Origin of the sequence: Kitasatospora sp. NPDC059408, assembly GCF_042751525.1 — a bacterium.
In the GTDB taxonomy this organism is placed as follows: domain Bacteria; phylum Actinomycetota; class Actinomycetes; order Streptomycetales; family Streptomycetaceae; genus Kitasatospora.
The window spans coordinates 1-15,032 of record NZ_JBHYWI010000089.1 but is presented as its reverse complement, the minus strand read 5'-3'; the positions used below and the strand labels follow the sequence as shown (position 1 = coordinate 15,032).

Annotated in this window: 15 protein-coding genes and 1 rRNA gene; 5 read left to right on the top strand and 11 right to left on the bottom strand. The window is 71.3% G+C overall.

The window, feature by feature from the left end; genetic code table 11:
- Window positions 1-296 precede the first annotated feature (296 nt).
- Window positions 297-1,007 carry a phosphatase PAP2 family protein gene (locus ACFXDE_RS37210; RefSeq protein WP_380445979.1) on the top strand — a complete coding sequence of 237 codons (711 nt, stop codon included), beginning with the start codon at window positions 297-299 and terminating at the stop codon, window positions 1,005-1,007.
- Between the two features lie 4 nt (window positions 1,008-1,011).
- Here the strand turns inward: ACFXDE_RS37210 and ACFXDE_RS37205 are convergent, their stop codons facing one another.
- A complete protein-coding gene (locus tag ACFXDE_RS37205) occupies window positions 1,012-1,206 on the bottom strand; it encodes a hypothetical protein (protein ID WP_380498796.1) in 195 nt (64 codons plus the stop codon).
- Between the two features lie 163 nt (window positions 1,207-1,369).
- Between ACFXDE_RS37205 and ACFXDE_RS37200 the strand changes: the two genes are divergently transcribed.
- Window positions 1,370-2,251, top strand: a complete 882-nt coding sequence (locus ACFXDE_RS37200; RefSeq protein WP_380498795.1) for a hypothetical protein — start codon at window positions 1,370-1,372, stop codon at window positions 2,249-2,251.
- 195 nt (window positions 2,252-2,446) lie between these two features.
- Entirely contained in the window at window positions 2,447-2,629 is a 183-nt protein-coding gene (locus tag ACFXDE_RS37195; protein ID WP_380498794.1) for a hypothetical protein, read from the top strand.
- A gap of 53 nt (window positions 2,630-2,682) precedes the next feature.
- Here ACFXDE_RS37195 and ACFXDE_RS37190 read toward each other — a convergent pair whose 3' ends face one another.
- On the bottom strand, window positions 2,683-3,069 hold the full coding sequence (locus ACFXDE_RS37190; RefSeq protein WP_380445983.1) for a metal-sensitive transcriptional regulator: 387 nt from the start codon (window positions 3,067-3,069) through the stop codon (window positions 2,683-2,685).
- A gap of 381 nt (window positions 3,070-3,450) precedes the next feature.
- On the opposite strand from ACFXDE_RS37190, the gene ACFXDE_RS37185 reads away from it, so the two are divergent.
- Both ACFXDE_RS37185 and ACFXDE_RS37180 read left to right on the top strand, forming a co-directional pair.
- Window positions 3,451-4,071, top strand: a complete 621-nt coding sequence (locus tag ACFXDE_RS37185; RefSeq protein WP_380445984.1) for a DUF47 domain-containing protein — start codon at window positions 3,451-3,453, stop codon at window positions 4,069-4,071.
- A gap of 5 nt (window positions 4,072-4,076) precedes the next feature.
- Window positions 4,077-5,072 (top strand): anion permease, encoded by a 996-nt coding sequence (locus tag ACFXDE_RS37180; protein WP_380445985.1) that lies wholly within the window; start codon window positions 4,077-4,079, stop codon window positions 5,070-5,072.
- Window positions 5,073-5,214: 142 nt separating this feature from the next.
- On the opposite strand, the gene pstB is transcribed toward ACFXDE_RS37180, so the two are convergent.
- From pstB to rrf, 9 genes are all read right to left on the bottom strand, one after another.
- A complete protein-coding gene (gene pstB, locus ACFXDE_RS37175; protein ID WP_380498793.1) occupies window positions 5,215-5,991 on the bottom strand; it encodes a phosphate ABC transporter ATP-binding protein PstB in 777 nt (258 codons plus the stop codon).
- Between the two features lie 39 nt (window positions 5,992-6,030).
- Complete coding sequence (gene pstA / locus ACFXDE_RS37170; protein ID WP_380445987.1) at window positions 6,031-7,104, bottom strand: phosphate ABC transporter permease PstA; 1,074 nt, start codon at window positions 7,102-7,104, stop codon at window positions 6,031-6,033.
- A gap of 76 nt (window positions 7,105-7,180) precedes the next feature.
- The gene (pstC, locus tag ACFXDE_RS37165; protein WP_380445988.1) at window positions 7,181-8,152 is read right to left on the bottom strand and encodes a phosphate ABC transporter permease subunit PstC; all 972 of its coding nucleotides are present in this window, start codon (window positions 8,150-8,152) and stop codon (window positions 7,181-7,183) included.
- 147 nt (window positions 8,153-8,299) lie between these two features.
- Window positions 8,300-9,436, bottom strand: a complete 1,137-nt coding sequence (gene pstS, locus ACFXDE_RS37160; protein WP_380445989.1) for a phosphate ABC transporter substrate-binding protein PstS — start codon at window positions 9,434-9,436, stop codon at window positions 8,300-8,302.
- 242 nt (window positions 9,437-9,678) lie between these two features.
- Window positions 9,679-10,164, bottom strand: a complete 486-nt coding sequence (locus ACFXDE_RS37155) for an NUDIX hydrolase (RefSeq protein ID WP_380498792.1) — start codon at window positions 10,162-10,164, stop codon at window positions 9,679-9,681.
- 1 nt (window position 10,165) lies between these two features.
- A complete protein-coding gene (locus tag ACFXDE_RS37150) occupies window positions 10,166-11,251 on the bottom strand; it encodes a CHAD domain-containing protein (protein WP_380445991.1) in 1,086 nt (361 codons plus the stop codon).
- A gap of 103 nt (window positions 11,252-11,354) precedes the next feature.
- Complete coding sequence (locus tag ACFXDE_RS37145) at window positions 11,355-13,532, bottom strand: RNA degradosome polyphosphate kinase (protein WP_380445992.1); 2,178 nt, start codon at window positions 13,530-13,532, stop codon at window positions 11,355-11,357.
- 282 nt (window positions 13,533-13,814) lie between these two features.
- Window positions 13,815-14,852, bottom strand: a complete 1,038-nt coding sequence (mshD, locus tag ACFXDE_RS37140; RefSeq protein ID WP_380498791.1) for a mycothiol synthase — start codon at window positions 14,850-14,852, stop codon at window positions 13,815-13,817.
- Between the two features lie 88 nt (window positions 14,853-14,940).
- A 5S ribosomal RNA gene (gene rrf, locus ACFXDE_RS37135) occupies window positions 14,941-15,032 on the bottom strand; the annotation flags it as partial.

The following is a 15,032-nucleotide window of genomic DNA, read 5'->3' as shown; positions in this document are numbered from 1 at the left end:
CTCCCGCCCCCGCCCACGCCGCCACGGCGCCCGCCGCCCGGCCCGTGACCCCGTCGGCACCAGCCTCCGCGGCCCGTCCCACGGGTCAACCGACCGCAAAACCCTGAGCCCCCGGCGGCCCGGCGTGTGAGTGCGCTGTGGACGCTGAGTCAAGTTTCCATAACCACGCGTTTACGTGGAACGCTGTGCACCGCTGATGACGTTTGGTCCGTTGGCCCCTCGTCAGCTCATCGCGCCGGGCGGGCCGCCCGGCCGGAACGTACAAGGTGCTGCAGCGGACCAGAAGGAGGTGCGGCGTGTCGACGCCGCTTGCCGACACGACCAACCCCGACCTCGGCCTGCTCTACGCCGTCAACGGGCTCGCCAAGAGCTCCCCGCCGTGGCTGGACCACCTGGTCTCGTGGATCGGCGAGTACGGCATCCTGATCGGCCTGGCGATGCTCGGCCTGGTCGGCTGGCTGCAGGCCAGACGCCGGCCGGACGCGCCGGTGGCGATCGCGGGACTGCTCTGGGTGCCGCTGTCGGTCGCCGTCGCCGAGCTGGCCAACCTGCCGATCGCCGCGATCGTGAACCGGCCGCGACCGTTCGTGGACCACGGCGGGCTGCTGGTCCTCGTGGACGGCAAGGCCGGCACGCACTCCTTCGTCAGCGACCACTCGACGATGACGATGGGCGTCGCGGTGTCGCTCTTCCTGGTGAACCGGCGGCTCGGCTGGATCGCCGGCGGGCTCGCCCTGCTGCAGGGCTTCTGCCGGATGTTCATGGGCGTCCACTACCCGACCGACGTGATCGGCGGCTACGCGCTCGCGACCGCCGTGGTGCTGCTGCTGGCGCCGATCGCGATGGCCGTCCTGGTGCCGCTCTGCCACGCGCTGACCCGCACCGCCGTCGCCCCGCTGATCCGGGCGCCCGAGCGCGGTGGCGCTCCGCGCGGGCGGCGGCGCGGCCGCGAGCGCGGGGCCGTCCGCACGGACGAGCAGCCGCCGGAGTCGGACCTGGCCGCCTGAGCGGTCAGCCGGATCCGGCGCCGGAATCGGTGCCGGAGAGGTGGTCGGCACCCTCGCGGCGGGCCAGGTCGCGGGAGCGGCGGGCCGGGGCGTACCAGCCGCAGCTGCACGTCGCGTAGGCGAAGGACCCGCGTTCGCTGATCGCGACGCGGTGCTCGGGCATCCGGGTGCCGGGCTCGGCCGGCAGCTCAGTGTGCACGTCGTTCACGGTAGCGCGCCGGGCACCCGGCGCGCGACGCCCTCCGCGCGCCCGGTCCCGCGTAACCATCCGCACCCCAACTCGTTTGCCCGGAAAGAGCTCTGCCCACCTGCTGGTGTCCGGCGGAGCAGTCGGGCCCGAGGGGGTTGTCGCGAGGATGAAGATGACCGACCAGCAGCGCAGCGGACGGCCGGGGCGCCGGCCGGTACCGCACCTGCGCTCGGCGGCCGGGGCCGCCCTGCTCGCCGCCGCACTGGCCGGCTGTTCGGGCGGGTCCGGCGGCGGCTCGGCCGATCAGAGCACCCCCGACCAGCTCGCCGCGGACCCGGTCACCGCCGTCCGCAACGCCGCCGACATCACCGGCCGCACCGGGTCGGCGCACGCCGCCACCGAGCTGACCACCGAGTCGAGCGACAAGAAGGCGGCCTTCTCCGGCACCGGCGGCTACGACTACGTGAAGCGGATCGGCCGCCTGGAGATCGCGGTGCCGCCCGGCGCGGCGACCACCGGCAAGATCGTCGAGGTGGTCCTGCCGGGCACGGTCTACCTGCAGAACAGCGGCGCCAAGGTGCCCGAGGGCAAGTGGGTCAAGCTGGACGTGCGCCAGCTGCCGGACGGCAACCTGGTGAGCAGCGGCGGCACCGACCCGGCCACCGCGGCGGGGGCGCTGCGCGGGGTGCAGAAGGCGGACGCGGTCGGCGTCGAGACGGTCGACGGGGTCGCGCTGCACCACTACCACGGCACCCTGGACCTGTCGAAGGCGGCCGACGCGACCGGCGGCCGGGGCGGCGACGGCCTGCGGATGGGCGCCCAGACCTTCACCGTCAAGGACGTCCCCTACGACGCGTGGCTGGACGACCAGGGCCGGCTGCACAAGGTGGTCGAGGTTTTCACCTTCGCCGGGGTGGCCGGCTCGAAGGAGGCCAAGGACCAGGTGAAGGTCACGTCGACCACCTCGCTGACGGACTTCGGCAAGCCGGTGGAGGCGGCCGAGCCGGCGGCCTCGGACATCTTCGCCCTGAAGCCCACGGAGAGCCCGAAGTAGACGGACGGGGCAGCGCTCCGGCGCCGGGGCGTGTCGGGGTGCCGCCGGAGCGAGTGGCCGTCCGGGGAGCCGCGGTCACCCGTTTCGGCGGCGTGAGATGGCCCGTCCGTGCCATGTGGACGGGCTCCGAAGTGCCTAGGCTGGACGTCGGGTGGCTGCCGCCCGGGCTGGCGAGGCACTGAAGGGGTGGTGCAGGTGGTGTCGTCCACGGGCGGCCGCAGCAACGGCCACGACGACGCGGCCCTCGACGAGATCGAGCTGGCCGGCGAGCTCATGATCGCCGCGACGGCCAGCACCGGCGACCGGCTGCCGACCGAGCGGATCGACGAGGTGCTGCTCGACCGGCCCGAGCCCGGCCGGTCGGACGCGGAGCGGTAGGCCGGGCGGGAGCGGTAGGGCCGCGGGCGGGCCGCCGGCCCCGACGGGCGGGTTCAGCTGCGCAGCAGCCGGCTGATCGCGGCGGTCGCCTCCGCCACCTTGGCGTCGAGCTCTGCGCCGCCCTGCTCGGCCGCGGCGGCGACGCAGTGCCGCAGGTGCTCCTCCAGCAGGGAGAGGGCAAAGGACTGCAGGGCCTTGGTGCTGGCCGACACCTGGGTGAGCACGTCGATGCAGTAGACGTCCTCGTCGACCATCCGCTGGAGCCCGCGGATCTGGCCCTCGATCCGGCGCAGCCGCTTGAGGTGGGCGTCCTTCTGCGCGCTGTAGCCGTGCGGGCCGTGGCCGCCCTGGTGCGCGTCGGCGGCGGCCGGGGCGTGGTCGGCGTGCGGCTCGGTGCCGGGCGCGTCGTCCGGCTCGGTGCGCGCTTGCGTCGTGGTCATCGGCCCGCCTTCGTCTGGATGCCTGGTGGCTGCGTCGGCCACCAGTGTCCAACACCGGGACCCTCCGTGGTGTTCCGACGACCGGACCGGGCCCGGCGGGGCTCGGCCGACGGGGGTTCCGGGCGCCCCCGGGCGGGCCGTCGGCGGGTTCGCCCGTCTGGGCGGCGCCCCGGTCTTCCGTACGCAGGACGAGGGCAATCCGGGCGAGGTTCCGTCAGACTGGGGGCTCACGTCCGCACATGGAAGTGCGCTCCGGGGTCGCCGGTGCGGCAGCCGAACGGAAGGGGAGGTTCCGCCTCCTGCCCAACCACCCCGTTTGCGTGATTGCGCTTGGTTGCACCTAGCATCGTTCAGTCCCTACCCCGCACATCGGAGATTTCCGTGCGTTTTAGCCTGACCCCGAAGGAGACGAGCTTCTACGACATGTTCGCCGCCGCCGCGGAGAACCTCGTCGTCGGTTCGAAGCTCCTGCTGGAACTGCTGGGATCAGACGTGTCGGCCCGCGCGGAGATCGTCGAGCGCATGCGCGCCGCCGAGCACGCCGGGGACGACACCACCCATGCCGTCTTCCACCAGCTGAACTCGTCCTTCATCACGCCCTTCGACCGTGAGGACATCTACAGCCTCGCCTCGTCGCTGGACGACATCATGGACTTCATGGAGGAGGCCGTCGACCTGGTCGTCCTCTACGACATCCAGACCCTGCCGAAGGGCATCGAGCAGCAGATCGAGGTGCTCGCCCGGGCCGCCGAGCTGACCGCCGCCGCGATGCCGAACCTGCGCACCATGTCGAACCTCACCGAGTACTGGATCGAGGTCAACCGTCTGGAGAACCAGGCCGACCAGATCCACCGCAAGCTGCTCGCCCACCTGTTCTCCGGTCAGTACGACGCCATCGAGGTGCTCAAGCTCAAGCAGGTCGTGGACGTCCTTGAGGAGGCGGCGGACGCCTTCGAGCACGTCGCCAACACGGTGGAGACCATCGCCGTCAAGGAGTCCTGACCCCCGTGGACATGGCTGCTCTCATCGCCGTCATCGGCGTTGCGTTCTTCTTCACGTACACCAACGGCTTCCACGACTCGGCGAACGCGATCGCCACGTCGGTCTCCACGCGGGCGCTGACCCCGCGGGCCGCGCTCGCGATGGCCGCCGTGATGAACCTGGCCGGCGCCTTCCTCGGCAGCGGTGTCGCGCACACCGTCTCCAAGGGGATCATCGAGACCCCGACCGGCGACAAGGGCATGGTGATCCTCTTCGCCGCCCTGATCGGCGCGATCGCGTGGAACCTGATCACCTGGTACTTCGGCCTGCCCTCCTCCTCGTCGCACGCGCTGTTCGGCGGCATGGTCGGCGCGGCGCTGGCCGGCGGGATCGACGTGATCTGGAGCGGCGTCCTCGACAAGATCGTCATCCCGATGATCGTCTCGCCGGTGGTCGGCCTGATCGGCGGCTTCCTGGTGATGCTGGCGATCCTGTGGATCTTCCGGCGGGCCAACCCGCACCGCGCCAAGCGCAACTTCCGGGTCGCGCAGACCGCCTCGGCCGCCGCGATGGCGCTGGCGCACGGTCTGCAGGACGCGCAGAAGACCATGGGCATCGTGGTCATGGCGCTCACCATCTCGGGCCACCAGACCACCGGCGAGATCCCGGTCTGGGTGAAGATCTCCTGCGCCACGATGCTCTCGCTGGGCACCTACGCGGGCGGCTGGCGGATCATGCGGACCCTCGGCCGCAAGATCATCGAGCTGGACCCGCCGCAGGGCTTCGCGGCCGAGGCCACCGCCTCGGCGATCATGTACATCACGTCGTTCGTCTTCAAGGCGCCGATCTCCACCACCCACGTGATCACCGCGGCGATCATGGGCGCGGGGGCCACCAAGCGGGTCCGCGCGGTGCGCTGGGGCGTCGCCAAGAACATCGTGCTCGGCTGGTTCATCACGATGCCGGCGGCCGCCCTCGTCGCGGCCCTGGTGTACTGGTTCGTCCACCTGTTCTGGGGCTAGCCCCGGCCGGCCCGCGCAACCGCCGGCCCGTGGAGAACTGACAGGGCCCGCCCCCACATCTCGGGGGCGGGCCCTTTTCATGCTCCGCGGCGGCACCGCCATGCAGCACCGTGGAGCAGCTCGGTCTCCGGGGCGCCGGGGTTTAGCCGAAGCGGCCGGAGATGTAGTCCTCGGTCGCCTGGACCGAGGGGTTGGAGAAGATCCGCTGGGTGTCGTCCAGCTCGATCAGCTTGCCCGGCTGGCCGACGCCGGCCAGGTTGAAGAAGGCGGTGCGGTCGCTGACGCGGGCCGCCTGCTGCATGTTGTGGGTCACGATGACGATGGTGAACTGGGACTTCAGCTCGCCGATCAGGTCCTCGATGGCCAGGGTGGAGATCGGGTCGAGCGCCGAGCAGGGCTCGTCCATCAGCAGGACCTGGGGCTCGACCGCGATGGCGCGGGCGATGCACAGGCGCTGCTGCTGACCGCCGGAGAGGCCGGCGCCCGGCTTGCCCAGCCGGTTGTGGACCTCGTTCCAGAGGTTGGCGCCCTTGAGCGAGCGCTCCACGACCTCGTCCAGGACGGCCTTCTTCTTCACGCCGGCGAGGCGCAGGCCGGCGACCACGTTGTCGTAGATCGACATGGTCGGGAACGGGTTCGGCCGCTGGAACACCATGCCGACCGAGCGGCGCACGGCGACCGGGTCGACGTTGGAGGCGTAGAGGTTCTCGTCGTCCAGGAGCACCTTGCCCTCGACACGGGCGCCCGGGATCACCTCGTGCATCCGGTTGAGGGTGCGGAGGAAGGTGGACTTGCCGCAGCCCGAGGGGCCGATGAAGGCGGTCACCGAGCGGGGCTCGATGCTCATCGAGATGTCCTCGATGGCCTTGGTGGAGCCGTAGTAGGCCGACAGTCCGCTGACGTCGATGCGCTTGGCCATGATCGTTGCTTCTCTCGTCTGTCTTCGTCAGTCGGTCGCTCAGTGTCCGGCCTTGGGCGAGCGCCAGCGTGCGATGCCCCGGGCGATGAGGTTGAGCCCCATCACGAAGGCGATCAGCACGAGCGCGGCGCCCCAGGCGCGGGCGTAGCCGAAGTCGTTGTTGACCAGGGAGTACTGCTGCCAGATGTACATCGGCAGGGACTGCTGCGGTCCGTCGAACGGGTTGCTGTTGATGTAGTCGGCACCGAACACCAGCATCAGCACCGGGGCGGTCTCACCCGTGATGCGGGCGACCGCGAGCATCACACCGGTGGTGATGCCGCCGATCGCGGTGGGCAGGACGATCCGCAGGATGGTCTTCCACTTCGGCACGCCGAGCGCGTACGACGCCTCGCGCAGCTCGTTCGGGACGAGCTTGAGCATCTCCTCGGTGGAGCGGACCACGACCGGCATCATCAGGATGGCCAGCGCGAGGCTGCCGGAGAAGCCGGAGTAGCCGAAGCCGAGGGCGAGGTTCCAGAGCGACAGGATGAACAGACCGGCGACGATCGACGGCACGCCCGTCATGACGTCGACGAAGAAGGTGACGACCTTGGCGAGCTTGCCGCGGCCGTACTCCACCAGGTAGACGGCGGTGAGCAGGCCGATCGGGGCGGCCATCGCGGTGGCCAGGCCGACCTGCTCCAGGGTGCCGATCAGCGCGTGGTAGATGCCGCCGCCCGGGCCGGAGGAGATGACGCCCTTCATCGAGTGGCTCAGGAAGTACCCGTTCACCACGCCGATGCCCTGCTGGATCGTGTAGACGGTCAGCGCGACCAGCGGCACGACGGCGAGGATGAAGGCGACCCAGACCACCGAGGTGGCGAAGCGGTCCTTGGCCTGGCGGCGGCCCTCGACCCGGGCCGAGAGGATGTAGCTGATCAGGACGAACAGGAGCGCCGAGATCAGGCCCCACTGCAGGTGGCTGGCCAGGCCGCCGACGGCGCCGATGGTGCAGCCGAGGGCGATCGAGCCCACCGCGACGGCGGGCGGGGCCCACTTGGGCAGGCGGTTGGCGGTCAGCGCCCGGCTGAGCGGGAGCGCGTCCGCCGGAACAGTCGTGGTAGCGCTCATGCGGCCTTCCTCGCTTCGCTCGTCAGGGCGCACGAGCGCAGCCCGCACCCCTTGTTGGTTCGCTCGCTACGCTCACTCATGCCGAGTACTCCTTGCGGCGGGCGACGATCAGCCGCGCGGCACCGTTCACCAGCAGGGTGATCACGAACAGGACGAGGCCGGAGGCCATCAGGGCGTTGCGGCCGTTGTCTCCGGCCTCGGCGAACTTCAGCGCGATGTTCTGCGCGAAGGTGCCGCCGCCCGGGTCGAGGATGTGCAGCGACAGGACGCTGTTGGAGGACAGCACCACCGCGACGGCGATGGTCTCGCCGAGCGCGCGGCCGAGGCCGAGCATCGAGGCCGAGATGATGCCGGGACGGCCGAAGGGCAGCACCGCGGTGCGGATCATCTCCCAGCGGGTCGCGCCGAGCGCGAGGGCCGCCTCCTCGTGCATCCGCGGCGTCTGGCGGAACACCTCGCGGGAGACCGCGGTGATGATCGGCAGGATCATGATCGCGAGCAGGATGCCGACGGTGAACAGGTTGCGCGGGGTGGTGCCGGTCTTGGTCTGGTCGAAGATGTACGTCCAGCCGAGGTACTCGTTGAGCCAGCTGGTCAGACCGTCCATGTGCGGCACCAGGAACAGCGCGCCCCAGAGGCCGTAGACGATGCTCGGGACGGCCGCCAGCAGGTCCACCAGGTAGGCGAACGGCTGGGCGATCCGGCGCGGCGCGTAGTGCGAGATGAACAGCGCGATCCCGATCGCGACCGGGACGGCGATCGCCATGGCGATGAGCGCGCTCACGATCGTGCCGAACGCGAGGACGGCGATGCCGAAGACCGGCTTCGGGGCGTCCGGCGTCCACTCGAAGGTGGTGAGGAAGTTGCCGTCGTTCTTGCTGAGCGCGAGGCCGGAGCGCCAGGCCAGGAAGCCGGCGATGGCGCCCATCACGACCAGCAGGAGGATGCCCGAGCCCCGGGCGAGGTTCATGAAGATCTTGTCGCCGACGCGGCTGTCGCGCGGTCGGCGTTCCCTGCCTCGCGGCGCGGCAGGGGAGGATGAAGTCATTGGTCTACTCCGGTCTGGTGGCGCCGCCCCGGGAGGGGGCGGCACCATGGCGGCGGTGCCCCGGACGTGGTGCTGGGTCGGGCGTTCCGGTGGGACGGCCCCGGCCCCCCTCGCTCACGGGGCCGCCCCACCGGTGGTCCTGCTGGGTCAGGCCAGGGTCGGGATGACGGCGTTGAGCTTGTCGGTGAGCTCCTTCGGCAGCGGGACGTAGCCCTTCTCGCCGATCGCCTTCTGGCCCGCGTCGCTGGCGGTGTAGGTCAGGAAGGCCTTCAGCGTGTCGAGCGTGTCGGCCTTGTTGCCCTTGTCGCAGACGATCTCGTAGGTGACCAGGACCAGCGGGTAGGAGTTCTCGTCCTTGGTCGCGTAGTCGAGCTTCAGCGTCAGGTCGCTGCCGGTGCCGGTGATCTTCGCCTTGGCGAAGGTGTTGGCGGCGTTCTCGGCGGTCGCGGCGACCGGCTTGGCGGCGCCGGTGTTGATCGCGGCGCTCTTCAGGCTGTTGGTCTGCGCGAAGGAGAGCTCGACGTAGCCGATCGAGTTCTTGACCTGCTTGATCTGGGCCGCGACGCCGGCGCTGCCGTTGGCGGACTGGCCGCCCTTGCCGGCCCAGGTCTTGGCGGCCGGGTAGGACCAGGCGCCACCGCCGGCCGCGGCGAAGTAGTGGGTCAGGTTGTCGGTGGTGCCGGAGTCGTCCGAGCGGTGGAAGGACTGGATGTCGGTGTCCGGCAGCTTGGCGCCCGGGTTGAGGGCGGCGATCGCCGGGTCGTTCCACTTGGTGATCTGCGAGTCGAAGATCTTGGCGGCGGTGGGGCCGTCCAGGACCAGGTTGTCGACGCCGTCGACGTTGTAGACCAGCGAGATCAGGCCCGCGGCCATCGGCAGGTCGATGCCCTGGCCACCGGTGCAGACCGCCTTGGAGGCGTCGACCTCGGCCGGCTTCAGGGCCGAGTCGGAGCCGGCGAACTGGATCTTGCCCTGGGTGAACTGCTGGACGCCCGCGCCGGAGCCGCCACCGCTGTAGTTGACCGTGGCGCCGGAGCAGGCCGCGCCGAAGGCGGTCTTCCACACGTCGACGGCGTTGCCCTGCGCGGTGGAACCGGCGGCGAGGAGGGCGGTGGGCTTGCTGCCACAGTTGATCGAGGCCGCGGCGGCGGAACCCGAGGAGCCCGAACCACCGGCGGTCGTGTTGTTGTTGTCCGAGCCGCACGCGGCGAGCGACAGCGAGCTGACGAGCGCCATGGCACCGATCGCGAGGGCCTTGGTGCGGCCGTTCCGCTGGAGCTTCACTGGGTGTCCCTTTCTGTGGCATTGCCCGGCGCGCGGGCCGTGCGATACGGCGGAGCGCGGGTTTTGCTGTGGTCCGGGGCCCGTCCGGCCCTCCGGTAGTCCCGAAGTTAGGCCGGGTAAGTGACACGACAGCCGGTCGCAAGTGAACGGGGAGTGAACCTCGAACGGATGACAGGAAACTAGGTCAGGTAGTAACGGTTGCGTCACGGCAAGAACTCGGGAAGATCACTTCCATCGTTCCGCTACCAACGGAAGCTGTCCGTCCGCACCGGCTTCGCCCCCAGGATCTCCAGCAGGGCGTCGACCAGCAACCGGTCGCGGTCGTGGGTCAGCCGGACGCGGGCCTTCCCCGCCGGGAGCCACTCCAGCCGGTCCACTTCGCGGTTCGGCCGGAACGCCCCCGTGGTCGGCACCGCCGCCCAGTAGCGGACCTCCTTCGGACGGCCCTGCACCGGGTAGTGCTGCGCGGGCAGCTCGGGACCGAGCACACAGCCGAACCCGGTCTCCTCGCGCACCTCGCGCACCGCCGCCTCGGCCATGCCCTCGCCCGGATCGAGCTTGCCCTTGGGCATGCTCCAGTCGTCGTACTTGGGCCGGTGGATCAAGGCGATCCGGGGCCGTCCCAGCCGACCGCTCTTCTTGGGCCGGCCGGGCAACCACAGCACCGCGCCCGCGGCGAGGATCACCGGGGCGTGCTCCGCCTGGCCGGTGCTCAGCCGATCGCGCAATTCATGCCGTCCGTGGTGCGGGGGAATGCCCCCAGCCCTCGGCAGGGGGGACCTCCAGCCAGCCGTCCAGGCCTGGCGGGAGTTCGGGCCACCGGCGGCCGAAGGCGTACCGCGCCGCCTCGACCTCCAGTCGTTGATCAGCATGCACCACGCCCAGTACGTAGGCGGTGGCGGGGGTGATCCGCGGCGTGCGCGCCGCCGTCGCCGCGGTGACCGCCGCGTCGGCCGCCTCCTGGTGGCGGCCCAGCACGTCGTCCAGCTCGTCCAGCTCCACGGACGGGCGGCCGCACACCTCCAGCGCGTAGCGGGCCCGCTTCACCAGGATTCGCATCCGCGCCCACGGCTCGTCGTCGGCGGCCAGCGCGGTGTCCGCGTCCACCGCGCCACGGGCCTGCGGAACGGCGCCCAGGCGGCGCAGCCCGTTCCCGCCGTACGGCGTGGCGGCGCGCTGGAGCGGCAGCTGGGCGGCGCTCGCGGTCAGCGCGGTGAACGCGGCGGCCGCCTGCGGCAGCAGCACCGCGCCGGCCCGCGCGTTCGCCGACTCCAGCAGCGGCGCCTCGCCGACCAGCAGCGTCATCCGGTCCGCCAGCGCGTGCAGCCGGGCCGACCGCAACTCCTGGAGCACGCTGGAGTGCGCCCTCGTCCGGGCCAGCGTCAGCTGCCGGTCCAGCAGCGCCCGCGCCTTCGGCGCGCCGGCGTGCCCGGCCAGCATGCCGGTCCCGTCCGGGTCCGAGCCGCTCAGCGAGTCGAGCGCGCCCAGCAGCCGGGCGGAGCGGCGGACGTACCCGGGCTCCAGCGCGAGCAGGTTGAGCAGCCAGCGCAGCTCGGTGCGGGACTCCTGCGCCCACGTCTGCTCGAAGACGCTGCCGAAGGTGTGCAGCAGCCCGCCGATCCGGCGCACGGCACGCAGCAGGTCGGCCGTGCCGGCCGCCGGCACGGCCGCCGTGCCCGGTCTGGCGCCGACCTCCCCCACCGCCAGCGGCAGGGCGCGCAGGAACGCGCCGGCCTGGGCGGTGAGATGGCTGGAGAGGATGTCCCCGGCGGTCGCGGTGGAGGCCGCCCGGGCCGTCATCGGCGCTTCGGTCATGGCGTGGTAGATCCCCGTTCCCCCGGGTCCGTCCCCCGGGGCTGGTGGCCGACCGCCGGAGCCTGTCCCCTGCCGGCTCCGGCGGCTCGCATCAGTGGTCGCGTCAGCGGGAGGTGGCGGCCCGGCGGCGCTGGCGCGAGTCGATCAGCAGGTCCTGGACGTGCCGCAGCGGCTTGCCCTCGGCGTCCTGCGAGTGGCGGGTCCAGGCGCCGTCCGGGCCGAGGTGCCAGGACTCGGTCTCGTCCGACACCCCGAGGTCGAGCAGCCCGGACAGCTCGGCGCGGTGCGCGGGATCGGTGATCCGCATCAGCGCCTCGATCCGGCGGTCCAGGTTGCGGTGCATCATGTCGGCGCTGCCGATCCAGACCTCCGGATCGCCGTTGTTGCCGAACACGAAGAGGCGGGAGTGTTCGAGGAAGCGGCCGAGTACGCTGCGGACCCGGATGTTCTCGCTCAGCCCCGGCACCCCGGGGCGGATCGCGCAGATCCCGCGGACCCACACGTCCACCGGCACGCCGGCCTGCGAGGCCCGGTACAGCGCGTCGATCAGGGCCTCGTCGACGATCGAGTTGACCTTGAGCTTCACGTAGGCCGGACGGCCCGCGCGGTGGTGGGCGATCTCGTTGTGGATCCGGGCGACCAGGCCGTCGCGCAGACCGCGCGGGGCGGTCAGCAGACGGCGGTAGGACTCGCGGCGCGAGTAGCCGGAGAGGCGGTTGAAGAGGTCCGAGAGGTCGGCCCCGACCTGCGGGTCCGAGGTGAGCAGCCCGAGGTCCTCGTAGAGCCGGGCGGTCTTCGGGTGGTAGTTGCCGGTTCCCACGTGCGAGTAGCGCCGCAGGGTGTCGCCCTCCTGACGGACCACCAGCGACAGCTTGCAGTGCGTCTTCAGGCCGACCAGGCCGTAGACGACGTGGCAGCCGGACTCCTCCAGCTTGCGGGCCCACTTGATGTTGGCCTGCTCGTCGAAGCGCGCCTTGATCTCGACCAGGACCAGCACCTGCTTGCCCGACTCCGCCGCGTCGATCAGCGCGTCGACGATCGGCGAGTCACCCGAGGTGCGGTACAGCGTCTGCTTGATCGCCAGCACGTCCGGGTCGGCCGCGGCCTGCTCCAGGAAGGCCTGCACCGAGGTGGAGAAGCTGTCGTACGGGTGGTGCAGGAGGACGTCCCGCTCGCGCATCGCGGCGAAGATGTCCGGCTGGGAAGCCGACTCGACGTCGGTCAGCCCGCGGGCCGTGCCCGCCACGAACTTCGGGTACTTGAGCTCCGGGCGGTCCAGCTCGGCGATCCCGAACAGGCCGGTCAGGTCGAGCGGGCCGGGCAGCGGGAAGACCTCCGCCTCGGTGATGTTCAGCTCCCGCACCAGCAGGTCCAGGATGTAGGGGTCGATCGACTCCTCGACCTCCAGCCGCACCGGCGGGCCGAAGCGCCGCCGCATCAGCTCCTTCTCCAGGGCCTTGAGGATGTTCTCGGTGTCGTCCTCCTCCACCTCCAGGTCCTCGTTGCGGGTGACCCGGAACGCGTGGTGCGCGAGCACCTCCATGCCCGGGAACAGCTCCTCCAGGTGCGCGCCCATCACGTCCTCCAGGGGGACGTAACGCTGGGGCGAGGCCTCCAGGAAACGGGCGAGCGACTGCGGGACCTTCACGCGGGCGAAGTGCTTGTGCCCGGACACCGGGTTGCGCACCACCACGGCGAGGTTCAGGGACAGCCCCGATATGTACGGGAAGGGGTGCGCCGGGTCGACCGCCAGCGGGGTCAGGACCGGGAAGATCTTCTGCCGGAAGAGCGTGTGCAGGCGGGCCTGCTCCTTCTCCGCCAGCTCCGGCCAGCGGACCACCTCGATGCCCTCGGTGGCGAGGTCCGGCAGCACCTCCTGCTGGAACGCGGCCGCATGGCGGGCCATCAGCTCGCGCGAGCGCGTCCAGATCAGGTCGAGCACCTCGCGCGGCTGGAGGCCTGAGGCGCTGCGCTGGGCGACGCCGGTGGCGATCCGGCGCTTGAGGCCGGCCACCCGGACCATGAAGAACTCGTCCAGGTTGCTCGCGAAGATGGCGAGGAACTTGGCCCGCTCCAGCAGCGGGATCTTCGGGTCCTCGGCGAGCTCCAGGACCCGCTCGTTGAACGCGAGCCAGCTCCGCTCGCGGTCCAGGAACCGGCCCTGCGGAAGCTCCTCGAAGTCCTGCTCGTCCACCGTCGACGGCTCCGGCGGCAGACCGAGCGCGTTCGACATCAGGGCCGGTGGGGACAGTGGGGCAGAGACGGGGCGAGGGATGCTCATGGGTTCCAGCTCCTCCAGCAGCAGGACGGCGTCCGAACGCGAATGGCTCTGCGGGCCGTCGTCATCGCCCGGCGCCCACGCCCACCCACCCGGCGCGGTCCGTACAGCACCGGCCGCCGTGGTACGGCCGACGCTGCACGAGCGAGACACTACGGACTTCATCCTGTGATCTTCGCGGCAACAATTGAATCCACGGTAAACACCGCATGGCCAGGAGGAAAGCTGAGTCGGTCGGGGCCGGGGCTGCGGTGCCCCGTGCCTTGCCCCGACCAGCTGTTGCGGCTAGACCGCCCGGTCCGCCCGGTACTCGACGCGGTACATGAGGTCCACCTCGTGCACGGTGAATCCCAGTCGTTCATATACCCGCACGGCGGCCGGATTGTCGGCGTCTACGTAGAGAAGTACGGTCTCCAGTCCACGCTCGCCGGGGCCTGAGCCGGTCAGGTGACGCAGGCCCGCCGCGGTCAGCGCGCGGCCGAGGCCGCTGCCCTGCTCGGCCGGGTCCACCCCGACGACGTACACCTCGCCGAGCGCCGGCTCGGTGGCGGTGGCCCCGTGCACCTTGGTCCAGTGGAAGCCGACGACCTTGCCCTCGCGGGTGGCCAGGAAGAAGCCCGCCGGGTCGAACCAGGGCTCGGCCAGCCGGTCCGCCAGGTCGCGCTCGGTCCAGGCACCCTGCTCGGGGTGGTGGGCGAAGGCGAGGGCGTTGAGCCGCAGCCACTCGGCGTCGTCCTCGCCCGGACGGAAGGTCCGCAGCTCGACGCCCTCGGGGAGCGGGACGGTCTCGGTCTGCTCACCCGTGCGGCGCATCTGCCGCAGCTCGCGGACCAGCTCGGCGCCGTACCGGTCGGCCAGGTGGCGGGCGGCGGGGTGGCCGCCGTGCACCCAGAAGTCGACGGCGTCGCGGCCGGCCCGGTGGGCCTCCGCCAGCACGGCGTCCACCAGGGGGCGGGCCAGGCCGCGGCCTCGGGCGGCGGGGGCGACGACGAGTTCGGCGGCGGGGTTGGCGTGGGCCCCGGGAGCCGTGTCCTGGGGGATCTCCAGCTGGCCGTAGGCCACGACGGCGGCTTCGGCGCTCTCGGCGGCCTTGGCGTTCTCGTTGGCCTCGTCGGCTTGAGCGGCTTCGTGGGCCACGGCGGCTTCGAGGAGGTGGATGACACCGGGGCGGGGCGTCTCCGAGGAACGCAGCCGGAGCCGGCCCTGCTCGGACACGGCCGCCCGGCCGTCGACCGCCTGGGCGTCCGCCAGCACGCGCAGGGCGCCGTCACGCTGCCCGGGCCGGAGCACACTGTCCGCGATGACCGCTGTCTGTTCGTCCATGGACTGACAATACGTCACCGGGCGCGACTGCTCCCGGAAATGCGAAAAGCCCCTGATCCGAATGGATCAGGGGCTTTTCAGAAGAATTGTTCGGCGGCGTCCTACTCTCCCACAGGGTCCCCCCTGCAGTACCATCGGCGCTGTGAGGCTTAGCTTCCGGGTTCGGAATGTAACCGGGCG